Here is an 18,206-nt window from a genome sequence, read left to right as displayed (position 1 = left end):
TGCTACCTCCTTGCGTGAGTTTTACACACTCAGTAAGGGATCCATTCTTTGCGGGCAAGCTAATTCGCCCGAGCAGCGCCGGGCCGTTGTGCGACAGGTGATGGAACAGCACAACTATTCGGAGCGCCGGGCGTGCACGCTCGTTGGCCTGAACCGTCGCACGTTCCGGCGGCCTGCACCAGCGGACGGCTGATCATGACGTTCGACAGCGTCTGCGCGAGCTGGCACAGGAGCGGCCGCGGTTTGGTTCGCCTCGCCTGCATGTCCTGCTACATCGAGAGGGACCGGTTCAGAACCATAAGCGCACGAAGTGGCTATACCGGGAGGAAGGCCTGTCGCTTCGCATGAAACGGCGAAAGAAGCGTCCGAGCCATCTGCGTGTGGTTATGCCGACGCCCAATGTCGCGGACGAAAGCTGGACGATGGACTTCGTTGCGGACGCACTTGTGAATGGCCGGCGCATTCGAATGTTGACCATCATCGACACGTGGAATCGCGAGTGCCCGCACATCGAAGTCGACTTCTCGCTGACAGGTGTCCGAGTGGCACGTGTACTTGAGCAGTTGCGGCAACGAGGACGATGCCCCAACCTGATTCAGGTAGATAACGGTCCGGAGTTCGTCAGCAAGGCGCTCGACGCCTGGGCCCACGAGCACGGTGTGAAGCTGCAGTTCATCCGTCCGGGCAAACCGGTGGAACGCATACATCGAGAGCTTCAATGGGCGCCTGCGCGAAGAGTGTCTGAATCAGCATGCGTTCATCAGTCTCGACGACGCACGCAAGCGCATCGAAGCGTGGCGAACCGACTACAACTCGGTTCGGCCGCATAGCGCCTTGGGGCAACTGGCGCCGGACCAATTCCGGCAATTGCATCAGTTGAAAACGGGCAAGTCCACTAACTTACGAATGGTGTACTCGGCGGGGTAAGGTCACCCCCATTCGAATCGTTCCATTCATTCAACAGGAGAGACAACGTGACCCAACAACTCGGACGCCTGGAAGACCTGCCGCAGGACTACCGGGACGACCTCATCCAACTGAACCTAGTGCCGCTGTGGCCCAGCCTGCGCGCGGTGCTCCCGCCGGGCGTGCCCGCACGCGCCACGCAGGCCATCCATTGGCCCTACGCCTCGCTCAAGCCGCTGCTACTCAAGGCCGGCGAGCTCACGCCTATCGAAAAGGCTGAACGTCGCGTGCTGGTGCTTGCCAACCCGGGTCATGGCTTGGAAAACATGAAGGCCAGTCCAGCCATTTATCTGGGCATGCAGTTGTTGCTGCCTGGTGAGCGGGCACCCAGCCACCGCCACACGCCCAACGCAGTGCGCATGATCGTCGAAGGAGAAAGCGCCTACACCACTGTCGACGGTGAGAAGTGCCAGATGAGCCGCGGGGATTTGATCCTCACGCCGACCGGCCTGTGGCACGAGCATGGTCACGACGGCACGGACCCTGTCGTCTGGCTTGACGTGCTGGACCTGCCGCTGGTCTATTACATGGAAGCCAGCTACCACGTCGACGGCCCGCCCCAAGCCGTCAAGCAAGGCAACGGCGAGAGCGCTTGGACCCGCGCCGGCGTAGTGCCCACGCGAGTGTTCAGCCGCAGCGACAAACGCTATCCCATGCTGCGCTACCCCTGGGCCGACACCCGCGCCGCGCTACTGGCCCTGGCAGAAGACCAGCCCAGCCTGGACTGCGTGCAGGTGACCTACGTGAACCCGGAGACCGGCGAGGACGCCGAGAAAATCCTAGGCTTCTACGCTCTGATGCTCAAACCCGGGCAGACGTTCACGCTCCCCGCACGCTCGCCGGCTCAGGTGTTCCACCTGATAGAAGGCGGCATCGACGTGTCCATCTGCGGCAAGACTTTTGGCCTGGTGGAAGCCGACACCTGCTGCGCGCCAGGCTACGAGCCCGTGACGCTCAAGAACCGCCAAGTGAACTCCCCTTCGTTCGTCTTTATCGCAGACGAATCGCCTTTGCACCGAAAGCTTGGTGTTTACGAAACCCGATAACATAAATATTGAGAACGCATCCAATGACCCAGTACCTGTTCACTCCGCCCTCCGTTCCTTCCCTGCCCATCCGCGGCCTAACCGAACGCTTTCCCGTCAACCGCATCTTCTGCGTCGGCCGCAACTACCACGCGCACGCCCTGGAAATGCAGCGCCCGGTGGACAAGAGCAAAGACCGCCCCTTCTACTTCACCAAGTCCCCACAGACCCTGATGGAAAGCGGCGCGACCGTGGCCTATCCCCCCGAGACGCAGAACTACCACTACGAAATGGAGATGGTGGTGGCAATCAGCAAGCCGGGTTTCCGCGTCGCAGCGGAGAACGCACACGCGATCGTCTATGGCTATGCAGCCGGCTTGGACATGACCCGGCGCGACCTGCAACTGCTGGCTCGGGAGGCCGGGCGGCCTTGGGACCTGGGCAAGGACGTGGAGCAGTCGGCCGTCTGCTCCGAGATCGTGCCCATGGAAGGACGGATTGTCGATCACGGTGCCATCGCGCTGGAAGTCAACGGGCATACCCAACAGTCGTCCGACGTGGACTGCCTGATCTGGAACGTGCGCGAAATCATTGCGGACCTGTCTTTGTTCTATCACCTGCAGCCCGGCGATCTAATTTACACCGGCACGCCCGAGCGCGTGGGGGCGGTGGTGCCCGGCGACCAGATCACCGGCCGCGTCGAAGGCATCGCCGAGATCGCGCTGACCGTTGGCCAGCCCGAGGGAACGCAATGAAGCTGCACAACTTCTGGCGCAGCGGCACCTCGCACCGCACACGCATCGCGTTGAACCTCAAGGGTCTGGACTACGAGTACATCGCGGTTCACCTTGGCAAGGAAGCGCACCTGACCGAAGCCTTCAAGGCCGTCAACCCGCAGCAGCTGGTCCCCGCGCTTGACACGGGCGAGCAGGTGCTAATCCAGTCGCCGGCCATCATCGAGTGGCTGGAGGAGCGCTATCCCTCGCCCGCGCTGTTGCCGGGCGATACCGACGGCCGCGCCCGCGTGCGCGCTCTTGCCGCAATCGTGGGCTGCGACATTCACCCGATCAACAACCGCCGCATCCTGGAATACCTGCGCAAGACGTTCGGCACCGACGAAGCGGCCATCAATGCCTGGTGCGGCACTTGGATCAGCGCTGGCTTCGACGCCTACGAGGCCCTGCTGGCCGCCGACACGCAGCGCGGGCGTTTCAGTTTCGGCGATGCACCCACGATCGCCGACGTCTACCTGATCCCGCAGATCGAGAGTGCGCGCCGCTTCAAGGTCGAATTGGGACGTTTGCCACTCATTGCAGCGGTCGAGAAGGCGTGCATGGAACTCGAAGCTTTTCGTAGAGCTGTGCCGAGCGAACAACCCGATGCCGGATGATTCCGTCGTAGCTTTGTGGGTTTTTTGCTTTGTGCGCCTCGGCACACCGAGGCTCCCCGCACACGGTGCAACTTATCCGCGTCGCACTGTCCTAACCTGGACCGCGAAGTGACTAATTCAATGCGGAATTATGCGAATATTACGAATTTAATTTGCTATACGAAAATAGTACGCACTATTAAATAAATACAAGGAGACAGATATGAACGGCAATCGCACCCGCGTAGCGGTGGCGCTATGCATGGCGGTATGGGCTGGCCAGGCATTGGCTACGGATGTATTCAATCTGGAAGGGTACGGGCCGGTCTCGCGTGCCATGGGCGGTACCGGCGTGGCCTACGACGTTGGCCCTTCGGCGATGATGCTGAACCCGGCAACGCTCGGGTTCATGGGCGATGGGCGCTACCTCAATCTCGGGTTCGATGTCGTTAGACAGCGTCAAGCAGCACGGCCGGTCAGCGACAACTATTTTGGCCGGTCAACGGGTGTAGTTGTCGCTGGCTAATTCATAGTTGTCGCGCCTCCATCGTAATTGTCGTTGGGTAATTGTCGCCGGCGCGCGCTCTGTTTGTCGCTGGCCTTTCGACGGCGATAGCTTTCTACATTCAGTTCAAAGATCGTCGAGTGATGGACGAGCCGGTCGATGGCTGCGACCGTCATGCCGGGGTCGGGGAACACATCATTCCAGCCAGAGAACGGCTGATTGGCCGTTATTAAAAGACTTTTGCGCTCATACCTCTCGGCGATCAGTTCGAACAGTACGCTGGTTTCGGCCTGGTCCTTGCGCGCGTACGACAGGTCATCCAGGATGATGAGATCGAAGCGATCGAGCTTCGCGAGCGCGGATGGCAGTTGCAGGCTCTGGCGTGCAGCCTGGAGCTTCTGGACGAGTTCGCTGGTGCGCGTGAACAGCACCCGGTAGCCAGCGTCGATCAGCGCGTGTCCGATAGCCGATCCCAGATGACTCTTGCCGGCACCAGGCGGCCCGAACAGGAGAATCGTGGCGCCTTTCTCCAGCCAGGATTCCCCGGTTGCCAGCGCAGTGACATGCGCCTTCGAGACCATCGGCACCATGCCGAAGTCGAAGGTAGCAAGTGTCTTGGTCGGGTCCAGATGCGACTCGGTTCGGTGGCGCTCGATGCGTCGTTTGGCGCGCTCGGCCAGTTCGTGCTCGAGCAATGCGCCGAGCAGCCGTGAAGCCTGCCAGCCTTCCTTGTCAGAGCGTTCCGCGAACTCGGGCCACAACCTGCCGATCGTCGGCAGGCGCAGCTCGTTGAGCATGAGGGCCAGACGACCGTTCTCATAGGCGGGTGCGTTCATGCGGCCGCCTTGTCGAGCAGTTCGTCATAGACTGCGATGGGAGGCATCTCGACCACCACCTCGGGACACAGCGCCTCACGCGGAGCGAATTCGTCGCGCAACTGTTTCAGGTCGGGCAGTTCGCCGACTACGAGCAACGCATCAAGCCGCTGCGCCAGCAACGCTTCAACGCCGTGGTGCCCTGCAAGTTCGAGCAACCCCACCATGGTCTTGCATGCCTGACGTTGCGTCAGTTGCGCCTCCAGCCGCTCCCAGGTCCGGCGGTAGGCATCGCGCGGAAACAGCGCGTCGCGAAACGCAAGTCCCCTGAACGCCTGAGGCTTGCGCTTGAGAGAGTCAATGAAGTGACGGTAATCCAGTGCGTGGCGGTTGTCGGCGGCACGGGAGCCTCGCGGCGTACTGTGCACCAGCGCGCCCGACAGATAGCAGTCGAGCCGGTCACCGTAGAGACGCACCTTCAGGCGGTGGCCGATCAGGCGCGACGGCGCGCTGTACAGGATGCCGCGCACGGTGAACGTGCTGCAACGGGTCACGAGCGCCTCTTCCTCGACGAAGTCAGTGGTACGGCGTTCAGGCAAATCCTGCAACTGTGTGCGCTCAATGCGAAACGCCGCGGCGTTGCGCCGGTTCCGGCGCATCACCACCTCACGGATGAATTCATCGTAAGCCGCCCGGTCAGCGAAGTCGCGATGGCCGCGCAGCATCAGAGCCTGGTCGACCGCTTCCTTCAGATACCGGTGCGAGGATTCCACGCTGCCGTTCTCGTGGCCCAGCCCGCGGTTATTGCGCGTGCCCTCCATGCCGTAATGGTCGAGTAACGCCGCATAACGCGTCGTTAAGTCGTCCTGCTCCTGCAAGTTCTTGAAGGCGGCCGACAGGCTGTCAGAGCGATGTTCGTGCGGGCTGCCGCCCGCCTGCCATAGCGCGTTCTGCAATCCCGCAGCGAGGGCCTCGAAACTCTCGCCACCCTCAACAACGTTCGCATACTCCCAGCGCGAGAACGCCAGTACGAAGTGATACAGGCGGTGGCCAAACGGGGCGCCGCCGATCGTCACGCACAGCTTGCTCATATCGGTGAAGTCCGACAGTCCGCGCACGCCGGGCTGATGCTCCTGGGGGAAGAACACCTCCAGGCTAGGCCCTTCGAGTGCCCGCCACTGGCGGATACGTCGCTCCAGCGTGCGACGCATGCTATCGGGATATCGATCCGGGTGATCATCCTGCAGCTTGCGCAGGACCGTGATGCCCATCAGGTTGGGCGCGTTGCGCAGCAGTGGTACGACTTCGCTGTCCCATACGTCGACGAAGGGATCAGGGCGGGTCCGCCATGATTGACGCGGCTTCTGGGAGGGCAACGTGGCATCGCGCTCGATGCGGCGTGCCGTACGCACGCTGATACCGGTCTTGGCGGCCGCGACTTCCTGCGGATGGTGTTTGCGCTTGTTCATGTAGAGACGAACCTGTTGGTCGGTAATGCGGGTTCCAGACATGAGCTGACCGCTTTTTATTTAAGCTTCGATCAGCCCATCCTAAAGCCCCGTCGACCTGGCGCCGCCGGTGGTTCGTCGTCTCCGGCGGCTACGCCGCCTCCAACTCCTCACCACCGGCCAAAACAATCGTCAACGACCGGCCAAGACAATTGTCGCCGCCCAATGTCGTGATGCCCGACATCAAAACCACCGATATGGCGACGGGCGAATCGGCAAGCTCGGGCAATCACGGCAACAACAACGGCCCCTACTTCGCGCCCGAAGCCGCATTCGTGTATCGGGCCGGGAAGTATGCATTCGGCGTGGGTGCCTTCGCGGGAGGGGGACTCGGCACGCAGTACGGCGGCAGCAGCTTTCTGTCGCGCACGACCACCAACGGCATCAACACCGGCTTCGACAATTTTTCGCGTCTCCTGGTGTTGCGCATTCCGTTTGCCATGTCTTACGACGTCACGGACAAGCTGACGGTCGGCGGCTCGCTCGACGCAGTCTGGACCTCGCTGAATCTCGGCATGCTGCTGGATGCCTCGCAGATCGGTACGCTCGCGGCCCAGCACCGCGCGTCGGGCACGCTGCTGCCCGCGCTCGCCAGCGTGCCAGGCCTGTCGGGCGGGTATATCAACTTCGCGCATAACGGAATCGTGGGCGGAGGCGCCGATGCCTGGGGGATCGGCGGCAAGCTGGGCCTCACGTATCGCCTCACGCCGGACACCGTGTTTGGCCTGGCCTACAACTTCAAGACGCACGTTGGCGATCTGGGCGGCCATGCAACGTTGTCGGCAGTGAGTTCCGTTGCCGGAAACATCCCGCTCGACGGTCAGATCACGGTCCACAGCTTCGAAATGCCCGCGCAGTTCACGGCAGGTATTAGCCACCGGTTCAACGATCACTGGAGCGTTTCGGCCGACTATCAGCGCGTGTTTCTCGCGAGCGTGTTCAAGGACATCAACGTGAGCTTCGTACAGTCGGGCACGGGGGCGAACCTGAACCTGTCGCTGCCGCAGAACTACCGTGACATCAACGTGTTTGGCGTGGGGGCGGAGTACCGCTACAACGCGAGCCTCGCGTTCCGTGCGGGCTTCCATTATGCGCAGGAAGCCATACCCAACAATATGCTGTTGGCCGTCATTCCCGCCATCCCGACCACGACCCTGACCGGCGGCGTCTCTTATGCGTTCAGCCAAAACAGCAAGATCGACCTTGGCATATCATTCGCATTGCAGAAGACCTTGACGAACACGAGTCAGCCCAACACCTCCGTGCCGATAAAGGTGACCCACTCGCAGATCAACGCGGCGGCGGCCTGGCAAAAACGGTTTTGATGCAGAGGCGGGCGCGGTTGAGGTTTGACCCTGTAGGTCAGGACAGTCGGACACCGTTAAGGCAATGCTGAACAAGGGGTTGCATTCATGATGTCGTCAAGAGTTCGAAGCAAACTGATCATGACCGAAGCGTCTCCTGGTCGTTTTCGTTCATACTGGATGCCGCTCGATGCTCCCGGCCCCTTGCCAGCGGGCCAAGAGACCGGTTTTCGCCCGTTACGGGCGTACCTGTGCCAGCAAGTGTCTGCGGCACAGATAGACATTGGCCAGCGCCAAGGTGACAAAGGCGCGGTTCGCATTCTTCGCGAGCCCGCGATAGCGTACCTTCGTGAAGCCCCAAAGCCGCTTGACCACGGCGAATACGTGTTCGACGCGGGCCCGGATCCTCGACTTGTTGCGGTTCTTGCGGCGCGCCACCTCGTCGACTACGCCGTTGCGACGCGTGCGCTGATTCGTGAAGTCGCGCGCTTTGGGGGCCTTCCCATGAATCAGTGCCTTCTGACTCGCGTAGGCATTGTCACCGTAGACGCGTTGCTCCTGCCCATGCAGCAGTTGCGGTATCGCATGCTTGTCGTGGACATTGGCCGCCGTCACCACCGCGCTGTGAGCCAGGCCGCTCCGACTGTCGACCCCGATGTGCAGCTTCATGCCGAAATGCCAATTGCCATTCTTCTTTGTCTGACGCATCTCGGGATCGCGCGCCTTCTGTTCATTCTTCGTCGAGCCCGATGCCCCGATCAGGGTGGCATCGACGATCGTGCCGCTATTGAGCTTCATGCCGCTGGCTTGCAGCACCCGCCCCATCTCCGCAAAGATCTGCTCGCCGAGCTTGTGCTTCTCGAGCAGGTGCCGGAATTTGTGCATCGTTGTTGCATCCGGCATGGCTTCACCGCCCAAGTCGATGCCCACGAAGCGGCGCAGGCTCGTGCTGTCGTACCGCGCTTCCTCACAGGCGAGGTCGGCCAGATTGAACCAATGCTGGATGAAGTGAATCTGCAGCCTGCGCTCCAGGCCAATCGGCGGGCGTCCGTTGCCGCGCCTCGGGTAGTACGGCTCGACCAGCGCACACAACGCCGACCACGGCACGATCCGGTTCATCGTGTCCAGAAACTCGTCCCGCCGCGTACGTTTGCGCTTCGTTTCGAAGCCCGCACCTTGATCGGCGGCCATCGCCAGCGTCTGCTGCTTCATCGTCGCTTTCCTTTCTCGGGTCGCGTCCACCAATCTATAACGGCTAAACCTCGCCGATGGTGGACTTGTTCAGCATTGCCTTATCCATAAAGGCAACGTAATCGTGCTTCATCGTTTTAACGAACGACTCGGCCAGACCGTTGCTCTGCGGCGAGCGAACGGGGGTGGTCAACGGCTCCAGACCCAACTCACGGGCGAAGCTGCGCGTGCGGTGGTCGATGTAGGTCGAGCCGTTGTCCGAGAGCCATTCGATGGGCTGCGCGGCCTGCGTCGTGCCGAAGCGCTGCTCGACGGCTGCCAGCATCACGTCGCACCGAGCCTGCAGGGGTGCCGGCCCATGCCCACCCATGCGGCTCTGGCAGCAATGCTAACCCGCGTTGAATACCCCACGCCAGGCCAGCCCCTGCCTCATGGAAAATCATACTGACTTACGGTAAGCTAATCTCGTCACTCGCGGCATCGCGCACTCGCCACAACCACCTGTCCTAGCGCAATACCACCGTCATTGGTCGGCACCTCGCGATGGCAGTGAACGTCGAACCCGGTCCGCCGCAATTCGAGCAGCGAATTCACCAGCAGAAACTCGTTCACGAACACGCCGCCGCTCAACACCACGGTATCCAGCGAATACGTATCGCGCAGACGCCCGCACAGTGCGGCAATCGCATGCACTAACGTGGAATGAAAGCGCCGGCTGATCGTTGCCGGTGCAACCCCGGCCGAGACATCGGCAACAATCTGCCGGACGAGCGGCCGATAGTCGAGTTCGAAATCCACGTCAGCGGACTCATCTGTCCCATACTCATACGGCTCGCTCATCGCGAGATCGCGCCCGAGTAATCCCTCGAGTTCGATCGGCCCTTGCGCCTCATATTCCGCCTTCGTGCAGATTCCAGTCAGTGCGGCTACCCCATCGAACAGGCGTCCCATACTGGTCGCACGCGTGACGTTGATATGGTTCTGCCACATCTTCGTATAGACCTGCCGCGCCTGCTTCTCCAGTGCAGCGAGCACCGGCACCTGACTCAGCACAGCCACATCGCCATCAAACGATTCGAGCGCAAGCGCAAGCGCAGTACGCACCGGCTCACGCACGGCCTTGTCGCCACCGAGCAGCGACAGCGGGCGCAAATGGCCGGTGCGCCTGACCTCGAGCGCATCGCCCACAAAGAACTCGCCGCCCCAGATCGTTCCGTCCGGACCGTAACCCGTACCATCGAAGATCACGCCGATCGCCGGCCCGGCGAGTCCGTTTTCGGCCATGCAGGCCGCCATGTGCGCATGATGATGCTGCACCTGCTCACAGCGCGCGTACGCAAGCGCCGCCAACCGCGTGGAATGAAACGAGGGATGAAGGTCACATGCTGCCAACTCGGGCGCAAGCGCATACAGATCAGCAAGGTGTGCTGCGATCCCTTGATGCGAACGCAAGGTCTCGTCATTGCTCAGATCGCCGACATGCTGGCTGACATAAACGCGGCCCGGTCCCGCCAGTGCAACCGTCGTCTTCAATTCGGCACCATATGCCAGTACCGGCGCGAGCGGCTGAGCGGTCTCGATCGAATATGGCGCGAATCCGCGTGCCCGCCGCAGAAAGCTGATCTGCGGCTCCGGCAGGTCCGGATGACTCGAGCAGCGGACCACGGAATCGTCGATACGGACCGAGATGTCGCGGTTGTGCAGTAACACCCGATCACACACCTCGAACAACCGCGCCAGAGCCTCCTCGTTGCGATAGGCAATCGGATGGCCCGATACGTTGCCGCTCGTCATCACCAGTACCGGCAATGCCGGATCGCCTAGCAGCAACTCGTGCAGCGGCGCCGAAGGCAGCATGAATCCCAGATTCGGATTGCGCGGGGCAATATTGTCGGCAAGATCGCCGCCATCGAGCTTGCGCAGCAGTACGATCGGCCGGCCAGTCGAGGTCAGCCATCGTGCTTCGTCCTCCCTACAACTGGCATACTCGCGCACTGCATTCACGCTTGAAACCATCAGCGCGAACGGCTTCGACGGACGCCTCTTGCGTTCGCGCAAACGTGCCACTGCCGCGCGGTTGCGCGCATCCACAACCAGATGGAAACCGCCGACGCTCTTGACCGCGACCGTCAGCCCCGCGCCTAGCGCCTCGAGCGTAGCGACCATGGCTTCATCCCCCTCCGCCAGGCGGCCGTCTGCATCGTGCAAGGCGAGCTGCGGGCCGCATACCGGACAGGCATTGGGCTGTGCATGGAAACGCCGATTAGACGGATCGTTGTATTCAGCCTCGCACGCTGCACACATCGGAAAATCGCGCATCGTCGTATTCGCGCGATCATACGGAATCGCGTCGATCAACGAATAGCGCGGCCCGCAATTCGTGCAGTTGATGAATGGATAGCGATAGCGCCGGTTGGCCGGATCGCGCATCTCGGCAAGACACGCATCGCACATGCAGGAATCGATCGGCATCAGCGCCAGCCGGCTGCCACTGTACTTGCTTTCGCGAATCGCGAAGCTTTCGGCATCATCGCGCAATGGCGTCACGGCCTCGGACTGCAAGGACGTGATCCGGGCCAGCGGTGGCAACTCCGATTGCAGCGCGGCGACAAAATCAGACAGTACGTGTGCAGCACCTTCGACTTCCAGCAATACGCCGTCGGGATCGTTCAACACCCAGCCGCATAGGCGCCGTGTCGTTGCCAGCCGATACACGAACGGGCGGAAGCCGACGCCCTGCACCACGCCGGTTACACGGATCCGCAGTCGCGCGGAATGATACGGAGCTGCGTTCAGCATTCAGGCAACCACTTTACGGGCGCGTCCGCACAATACTGGCGATGATCGTGACGTAATGCGCCGCATGACTCCTCCTGCATTTGACGTGGCGATGGTATCGCATCACTTTTGAACATGATGTTTTTTTATAACGTGTAATATAATCAAAATGACCTCGCTGCAACACGGCGGCTAGAGTGATAAACCTTACGCATACCGAAACAGTTGGAGACCAGCCGTGACTGACCTGATCAAGGCATTGTTTGGGAACGCATCAGGCTCGTTGCGGCAAAAGATCGGCGGCCTCTATGCACTGCTGATCGCATTCAATGTCGGTGCCTGGCTTTGGGCGTTCGCCGCATTTCACCACTACCCGCTGCTGATGGGCACCAGCCTGCTGGCCTGGTCATTCGGTTTGCGACATGCAGTCGACGCCGATCACATCGCTGCCATCGACAACGTCACGCGCAAGCTCATGCAAGCCGGAAAACGCCCGACCACGGCCGGACTGTTTTTCTCGCTCGGCCACTCGACGATCGTCGTGCTCGCCTCGGTTGGCATCGCCGCCACTGCGCTGGCCATGAAGAGTCGCATGGCTGGCTTCCAGGAGATTGGCGGCGTCATCGGCACCCTCGTATCGACCTTCTTCCTGTTCGCGATTGCCGTGATGAACCTGCTGATTCTGGCGTCGACGGTCCGCGCCTTCGGCCGGGTCCGGCGCGGCTCACCCTATAACGACGAAGATCTCGATCTGCTCCTGGCCAATCGAGGCTTCCTGTCGCGCATCGTCAAGCCGCTGTTCCACCTGATCACACGCAGTTGGCACATGTATCTGCTCGGCTTCCTGTTCGCGCTCGGCTTCGATACCGCAACCGAGGTCGGACTGCTCGGCATTTCTGCTGCAAGTGCCGCGCAAGGCCTGCCGATCTGGTCGATCCTTGTGTTTCCCGTGCTGTTCACAGCAGGCATGACGCTGACCGACACGACCGTCAGCATCCTGATGCTGGGCGCGTATGGCTGGGCCTTCGTCAAACCGGTCCGCAAGCTTTACTACAACATCACGATTACCACCATTTCGGTCGTGGTTGCGCTTATCGTCGGCGGCATCGAAGGCCTCGGTCTGATCGGCGACCAGTTGCAACTCTCCGGCCGGTTCTGGGATCTGATCGGCAGCCTCAACGACAACTTCGGCATGATCGGCTATGTGATCATCGGGGTATTCGTCGTCATCTGGCTATGCTCGGCCGCCGTGTACCGCTGGAAACGCTTCGACGAACCGGACGTTAGTTCGTAACCGCTCCTACTGCTTGCCCAGCTCGCGCAAATCGCGCGAGTCGCTGTCCGCCAGAGGCAGCTCGAGCAAGAATTCGCCGCCGCCGTCCGGATGGTTGCGCGCCGCTAGATGGCCGCCATGCCGCTCGACGATCCCGTAGCTGATCGACAGCCCGAGCCCGGTACCCTTGCCGACTGGCTTGGTGCTAAAAAACGGATCGAACACGTGGGCCAGATGTTCATCGGCGATACCGGGGCCGTTATCGTGAAAGCTCAGCACCACGCGACCATCGGCGTGCTGCGCGCGAATCGCCAGCATCGGCGCACGCACGTTCTTGCACGAGGCAGCATCGTAGGCATTCTGGATCAGATTCATGATGACCTGCAGCATCTGCCCGCTGCTACCCATCACATAACACGCAGGCAGCAACTCGCACTGCACGTCGAACGCCGGCGCGGTGCCGCGCGTGACCCACAGGACCGCGCGCTCGATCACGTCGTTCAGATCGAAGCGCCGGTGTTCGTCACGGTCGACCGCCGAGAAGCGCTTGAGCCCCTGCACAACATCGGCGGTACGTTGCGCGCCTTGCAGCGTCGCATCGATCAGCGAAGGCAGGTCCTCAAGGATATGGTCGATCCGCAGGTCACGGCGTTGCTGCTCGAGCGCGGCCGCGTCATGGCCCTCCTGCAGCGCTTCCACATGGATCGCCAGGCGTTCGCTATAGCGTTTCAGCGCGTGCAGATTGCCGAGCACGAAACTGATCGGGTTATTCAGCTCGTGAGCAATACCTGCCACTAGTCGCCCCATCGAAGCAAGCTTTTCTGCATGCAGCAGCTGCTGCTGGGTCTGTTTCAATTCCTCGTGGGCTTCGCGCAGCTGATGGTAAGCCGCCTTGAGCTCGCCCATCGGCCGCCCCACGAATACATAACCGACGCATCTGCCACGCGGTCCGAGACGCGGCGTGCAGCTGACCTCGGCAGGTACCGCCCTGCCCGCCGCATCGGCGAGGTTCAGCTCGACCACATGGCCCGCCGCGGTTCGCGCGCCGCTCCCGATCACACTGCGTACCTTCGCGGCGCTCTGATCATCGGCCAGCAGCGTGTAGATCGATTGACCCCGCAATTGCTTGTCTGCCATCTGCACCAATTGGCACAATGCATCGTTGGTCTGCTGGATCTCGCCCTTGCAATTGCACGCGATCAGGACGTCCGACATCGACGACAGCACGCTGAAGATGAACTGCTGCGATTGCTCGAGTTCGCTGTTCTTCTCCTCGAGCGCAATTTCATCGCGCACCAACTGCGCATAGACCTCGTCCATCTTATGGATCACGCCAAGCCAGGCCGTATCGTCGATACCTTCGGGCTCGGCCGGCACCATGGCGCCCAGGTCGCTGGCGGCATGCTTAGGAGGGTGCCGGTTAGCGGCTCGCTTGTTTGGCATGGTCAATGCACCGTGCAGACCATGCACGGGTCGAACGAGCGCACCACGTGCTGAACGGCGACCGGCACCGTTTCGTTCGCGCCAACCGGCACACCTTCGAGCGCCCCCTCAAGCGCACCTGGCCGCCCCGCATCATCGCGCGGGGAGAAGTTCCAGGAAGTCGGCGCGACGATCTGATAGTTTTCGATGCGGCCATCGCGCACCGTGAGCCAATGGCCGAGGCTGCCGCGAGCCGCCTCGGTAAGCCCTGCGCCGATGCCACGTTCGGGTAGGTCCACTGGCAGCCAGTATGGTTCGCCGGGTTGCAAGGCCTGAATCCAGCTCTCCATCAATGGCACCACTCTCGCGAGTTCGAGCAGCCGAGCAAGCACCCGCGTGTACACCGTACCGCCGCAACGCGTCACCGCATCCCGGATCAACGGATGTGCGTCGGCAAGCTGACGGGCCAGCGCTCCGGTTTCGACCACCTCGCCGGCCAGCCGCGGCGCCTTGTTCCAGGTGTAGGCACCGGGTTTGTCGGGCTCGGGTATCGTCAGCCCTTCGGCCGGATGTCTCGCGGTTCCGTCGCCCGTGAGCCAGGTATGGGTCACATCCTCGCGGATCGCGGCAAGATCGAATGCATCGAGGCGCGTCTGCGCGCTGCGCCACACCCCGCGTGCAAAATGAAACCCGCCGCCGGCCCGCGGATAGGCACCGTACGACAGATAAACGCCGGGCCCCCGGCCCAGCCGGTCGAGCCCGAGATCCTGCACGATCGCAAGGAAGCGGCGCACATCGCCATCGGCTGGCGCGCAGTCATGCCAGGCCCACAGTTCGGCTTCGCGGTTCAGACCGGCAAACTGCTCAAGCGGCGCGGCAAACAGGGTCTTCTCGAGAAACCGGCGGAATTCCCGGATACTGGCCAGCAGCCGGATCTGCTCAGCCGGCTCGATCGCGCGCGACGAACCGCCCGGCTGTACCGACTCGGTATGCGGCCACTTACCGCCGAGCGTGCCCATCAAGGTGAACCAGCGCTGACGCGCCGCGATCGCGAGCCGCTGATGCCCTCCATGTTGCGCGGCCAGATGTTCAACGGCATCGGCATGCCAGCGCCGCCCGGCATAGACCGGACGCGTGAAATCGGGCATGAAGAACAAATAGAAATGCGACAGGTGGTCGGCCAGGTTTTCGGTCGCCGCCATCAGGTTGATCGCGAGCATACCGTTATCGGGCGGGGTGACACCGCACAATTCGGCCAGCGCGCGACTCGCGGCGACCGACTGCGATACCGAGCAGATACCGCACACGCGCGGCGCATAGACCAGCGCATCGAACGGATGACGCCCCTGCAGGATCTGTTCGAAACCCCGATACATGGTTGCGTTCACGCGCGCAGAACTGACCTGGCCGTCGCTGACCTCGAGCTGAACCTCGAGGTCGCCCTCGACCCGGTTGAACGGCCCCACCACCAGACGCGTCATCTGCGCTCCTACCTGAGCCGGCTTTTGCGGACCGCCGGCGCAATCACCGCATGATCCGAAGTCGCGTTCATCTTCACGCGCTTCGGCGTGGCGGATTTCGACAACGACGCAAGCGCGACGAACCATGCCTTCGGCATATCGGTCGGCAGACCGATCGGGATACCCGCTACCTTGGGCGTTTCATGAAACGGATGCCCGGGTTCCTCGAAGCCGGGTTCGGTACAGCTGATGCACGCATACCCGCCACGCGTGCACGAGCCGGCACCGTTCCACAGACGCGTATTGCAATCCGCATGCGCCTGGGTTCCCTTGCAGCCCATGTTTTCCATCATGCAACCGAGATCGGACGGCTTTTCGGCACTCGCCTTGAATTCGTAGTATTCGTTGCGCGTGCAACCATGATGGACGAGATAGTCCGCATAGAAACGCGGGCGGCCCAGCGTATCGAGCCCGTTCCGGTCCAGCAGGCCGGCCGACAACAGCATCAGCGTATCAATGACCCAGCCCGGATGGGTCGGACATCCGGCGACATTGATCACCGGCAGTCCGCCCCGGCCGCGGAACTCCACGCCGAGCAGCCCGCCCGGCTCGTCGCCGTCGTATTGCAGGCCGCATGCATCGGTAGGATTGGAGCCGCCGGCAGTCACACCGCCAAATGCCGCGCAGGTGCCAATTGCCACGGTATGGTGCGCGACTGCAGCAAGACGGCGTACCCAGTCGATCATCGGCACGTCAGTACCGGCCAGCAGATGGAAGCGTCCGGTTCCGTTCGGACCGCGCAGCATCGAGCCCTCGATGCACAGCACGTCAAGCGGGATCTCCCCGCTCACGCAACGATCGAGCACCTGCAGCAACTCGGTACCGCTTTCGAGCGACACGGACGGATGCCACAGCAGACTCACGCCGGCGCCATCGAGTGCCCCGTAAAAGTCCACCGTATCGGCACAGAGCAGCGACATGCTGCAGCCTCCGCAGCCGCCGGACTGCAGCCACAGGACATTCAGCGTACGGGACGACGGTGGCACCGCGAGGTGCCCAGCATTATCGATGCGGTCCGCGTCATGACAGGCAGCAGTCATTTCTCCTCCAGGCGAAAACGCAGCAGCTTTTGTCGCAGCCCGACGCGCGACAGCCCGAGCTCCTGCGCGGCCCGGGTCTTGTTCCATCGGTGGCGCAACAAGGCTTCCTTCAGCACCACGGCCTCGATCGCATCGAGCCGCTCCTGCAGCGTGCCGGTTGCCGGTATGCCATGGTTCATGCCCGGCACCGTCTGGCCCACCTGGCCATACTGCACCTTGCGCGAAAAGGCGGTGCTCCGGATACAGTGGTCTTCGCTGAGCACCACCGCGCGATAGATTTCATTGCGCAACTCGCGGATGTTGCCGGGCCACGGATAGGTCACCAGCGTGCTCAATGCATCCGCCGAGAATGTCAACGCTTCACGGCCCAGATCGCGCGCGGCCTGCTCGAGCAAACGCGCGGCGATCGCCGGCAGATCGCCCGGACGCTCGCGCAGCGGCGGCATGGCCAACGTGATGCCGGCCAGCCGGTAGTATAGATCTTCACGAAAACGGCCTTCACGGACCGCCGTTTCCAGATCGCGATGGGTCGCCGCGATCAAGCGCACGTCGACCTGCAGAGTCCGGGTCGATCCCACCGGCCGGACCTCGCCCTCCTGCAACACACGCAGCAGCTTGACCTGCAGGGCCGGCGACGTGTCGCCGATCTCGTCGAGAAAGACCGTGCCACCGTCGGCGCGCTGGAACAGGCCGATATGATCTTCGTACGCCCCCGTGAACGCCCCGCGCTTGTGACCGAACAACTCCGATTCGATCAGGGGGTCCGCAATGGATGCGAGGTTTTCCACGACAAAGGCCTGGTCTGCGCGCGGGCTCGCATAATGGATCGCGCGCGCGAGCAGTTCCTTGCCGGTACCGGATTCGCCCTGCACCAGGACCGGCAGATCGTAGCGGGCCACCCGCGCGGCGACCTCGCAGACCGGATCGACCGGACTGCCCGGCGCGCGCACGATGCGTTCGAAACTGAATTCGTCTCGCACCCGCGCCATCTTCTCGCTACGGCGCTGCAGCAGCACGCTCGGGCTCGAGCGCAGTTCCAGATCGAGCCGCTGCAGATCGCCGCGCAGACCCTGCGTGTCGACGGCCTGACGGATCGTGGCCAGCAGATGATCCGGCGCCCACGGCTTCTGGATGTAGCAATAGATGCCGGCATCGTTGATACCTGCGATCACGTCTTCGAGATCGGTGTACCCGGAGATGATGATGCGCACGATATGCGGCCAGCGCTCGCGTACCTGCTTGAGAAACTCGACCCCTGTCAGGCCCGGCATGCGCTGGTCGCACAGGACCACCGATACCGACCGCTGGTCGAGTATCTCCTTCGCCCTGTCTGCCGAACTGGCCGTCAGGATCGGAAATGTCTCTTCCAGTGTGCGCCGGATCGCATCGAGCGAGTGGACCTCGTCGTCAACCACCAGAACGGCTGGCTGCATGTTGGGCATGTGCGGACTATTAATGTTGCTAGTGCTATTGCTGCTGCAATTGTCGAG

16 protein-coding genes and 1 pseudogene are annotated in these 18,206 nt (G+C 62.1%); 8 read left to right on the top strand and 9 right to left on the bottom strand.

All coding sequences use genetic code 11. The annotated features are described in order from the left end of the window. Positions 1 to 173: 173 nt before the first annotated feature. The 6 genes from CJU94_RS41610 (at position 174) to CJU94_RS38600 (ending at position 3,886) form a co-directional block, all read left to right on the top strand. Complete coding sequence (locus CJU94_RS41610; protein ID WP_279636669.1) at positions 174 to 830, top strand: DDE-type integrase/transposase/recombinase; 657 nt, start codon at positions 174 to 176, stop codon at positions 828 to 830. After that, a complete protein-coding gene (locus CJU94_RS42655; protein WP_425272255.1) occupies positions 742 to 927 on the top strand; it encodes an integrase core domain-containing protein in 186 nt (61 codons plus the stop codon). The genes CJU94_RS41610 and CJU94_RS42655 overlap by 89 nt, the downstream gene beginning before the upstream one ends. 47 nt (positions 928 to 974) lie before the next feature. Next, entirely contained in the window at positions 975 to 2,012 is a 1,038-nt protein-coding gene (locus CJU94_RS38615) for a cupin domain-containing protein (RefSeq protein ID WP_095423752.1), read from the top strand. A 23-nt stretch (positions 2,013 to 2,035) separates the two neighbouring features. Further along, the gene (locus tag CJU94_RS38610; protein ID WP_095423751.1) at positions 2,036 to 2,746 is read left to right on the top strand and encodes a fumarylacetoacetate hydrolase family protein; all 711 of its coding nucleotides are present in this window, start codon (positions 2,036 to 2,038) and stop codon (positions 2,744 to 2,746) included. Continuing rightward, entirely contained in the window at positions 2,743 to 3,381 is a 639-nt protein-coding gene (gene maiA, locus CJU94_RS38605; RefSeq protein ID WP_095423750.1) for a maleylacetoacetate isomerase, read from the top strand. The genes CJU94_RS38610 and maiA overlap by 4 nt, the downstream gene beginning before the upstream one ends. Positions 3,382 to 3,583: 202 nt before the next feature. Then, the gene (locus CJU94_RS38600) at positions 3,584 to 3,886 is read left to right on the top strand and encodes an outer membrane protein transport protein (protein WP_095423749.1); all 303 of its coding nucleotides are present in this window, start codon (positions 3,584 to 3,586) and stop codon (positions 3,884 to 3,886) included. On the opposite strand, the gene istB is transcribed toward CJU94_RS38600, so the two are convergent. After that, positions 3,883 to 4,701 carry an IS21-like element helper ATPase IstB gene (istB, locus tag CJU94_RS38595; RefSeq protein WP_095418116.1) on the bottom strand — a complete coding sequence of 273 codons (819 nt, stop codon included), beginning with the start codon at positions 4,699 to 4,701 and terminating at the stop codon, positions 3,883 to 3,885. The two genes, CJU94_RS38600 and istB, sit on opposite strands and share 4 nt — an antisense overlap. Then, positions 4,698 to 6,191: an IS21 family transposase gene (gene istA / locus CJU94_RS38590; protein WP_095418115.1), complete on the bottom strand. Its 1,494-nt coding sequence runs from the start codon at positions 6,189 to 6,191 to the stop codon at positions 4,698 to 4,700. Before istA ends, istB begins: the two co-directional genes overlap by 4 nt. 170 nt (positions 6,192 to 6,361) lie before the next feature. On the opposite strand from istA, the gene CJU94_RS38585 reads away from it, so the two are divergent. Then, the gene (locus CJU94_RS38585; RefSeq protein ID WP_244221181.1) at positions 6,362 to 7,513 is read left to right on the top strand and encodes an OmpP1/FadL family transporter; all 1,152 of its coding nucleotides are present in this window, start codon (positions 6,362 to 6,364) and stop codon (positions 7,511 to 7,513) included. A 216-nt stretch (positions 7,514 to 7,729) separates the two neighbouring features. Here the strand turns inward: CJU94_RS38585 and CJU94_RS38580 are convergent, their stop codons facing one another. From CJU94_RS38580 to hypF, 3 genes and pseudogenes are all read right to left on the bottom strand, one after another. Further along, a complete protein-coding gene (locus CJU94_RS38580) occupies positions 7,730 to 8,704 on the bottom strand; it encodes an IS5 family transposase (RefSeq protein ID WP_095423748.1) in 975 nt (324 codons plus the stop codon). 79 nt (positions 8,705 to 8,783) lie between these two features. Next, a pseudogene (locus tag CJU94_RS38575) lies at positions 8,784 to 9,014 on the bottom strand (IS3 family transposase); the annotation flags it as partial. A gap of 137 nt (positions 9,015 to 9,151) precedes the next feature. Next, entirely contained in the window at positions 9,152 to 11,482 is a 2,331-nt protein-coding gene (hypF, locus tag CJU94_RS38570) for a carbamoyltransferase HypF (protein ID WP_095423747.1), read from the bottom strand. 217 nt (positions 11,483 to 11,699) lie between these two features. On the opposite strand from hypF, the gene CJU94_RS38565 reads away from it, so the two are divergent. Beyond that, complete coding sequence (locus tag CJU94_RS38565) at positions 11,700 to 12,755, top strand: HoxN/HupN/NixA family nickel/cobalt transporter (protein ID WP_095423746.1); 1,056 nt, start codon at positions 11,700 to 11,702, stop codon at positions 12,753 to 12,755. Positions 12,756 to 12,761: 6 nt separating this feature from the next. Here CJU94_RS38565 and CJU94_RS38560 read toward each other — a convergent pair whose 3' ends face one another. The 4 genes from CJU94_RS38560 to CJU94_RS38545 all read right to left on the bottom strand — a co-directional run bounded on the left by CJU94_RS38560 (position 12,762) and on the right by CJU94_RS38545 (position 18,158). Further along, positions 12,762 to 14,177: a sensor histidine kinase gene (locus tag CJU94_RS38560; protein WP_208645444.1), complete on the bottom strand. Its 1,416-nt coding sequence runs from the start codon at positions 14,175 to 14,177 to the stop codon at positions 12,762 to 12,764. Positions 14,178 to 14,179: 2 nt separating this feature from the next. Beyond that, the gene (locus CJU94_RS38555; protein ID WP_095423744.1) at positions 14,180 to 15,637 is read right to left on the bottom strand and encodes a nickel-dependent hydrogenase large subunit; all 1,458 of its coding nucleotides are present in this window, start codon (positions 15,635 to 15,637) and stop codon (positions 14,180 to 14,182) included. An 8-nt stretch (positions 15,638 to 15,645) separates the two neighbouring features. Further along, a complete protein-coding gene (locus CJU94_RS38550) occupies positions 15,646 to 16,641 on the bottom strand; it encodes an NADH-quinone oxidoreductase subunit B family protein (RefSeq protein WP_035483938.1) in 996 nt (331 codons plus the stop codon). Positions 16,642 to 16,712: 71 nt separating this feature from the next. Continuing rightward, the gene (locus CJU94_RS38545) at positions 16,713 to 18,158 is read right to left on the bottom strand and encodes a sigma-54-dependent transcriptional regulator (RefSeq protein ID WP_095423743.1); all 1,446 of its coding nucleotides are present in this window, start codon (positions 18,156 to 18,158) and stop codon (positions 16,713 to 16,715) included. Positions 18,159 to 18,206 lie beyond the last annotated feature (48 nt).

Source organism: Paraburkholderia aromaticivorans (assembly GCF_002278075.1).
Classification (GTDB): Bacteria; Pseudomonadota; Gammaproteobacteria; order Burkholderiales; family Burkholderiaceae; genus Paraburkholderia; species Paraburkholderia aromaticivorans.
The sequence above is the reverse complement of the archived record's forward strand: the minus strand, read 5'-3'. Positions and strand labels throughout refer to the sequence as shown.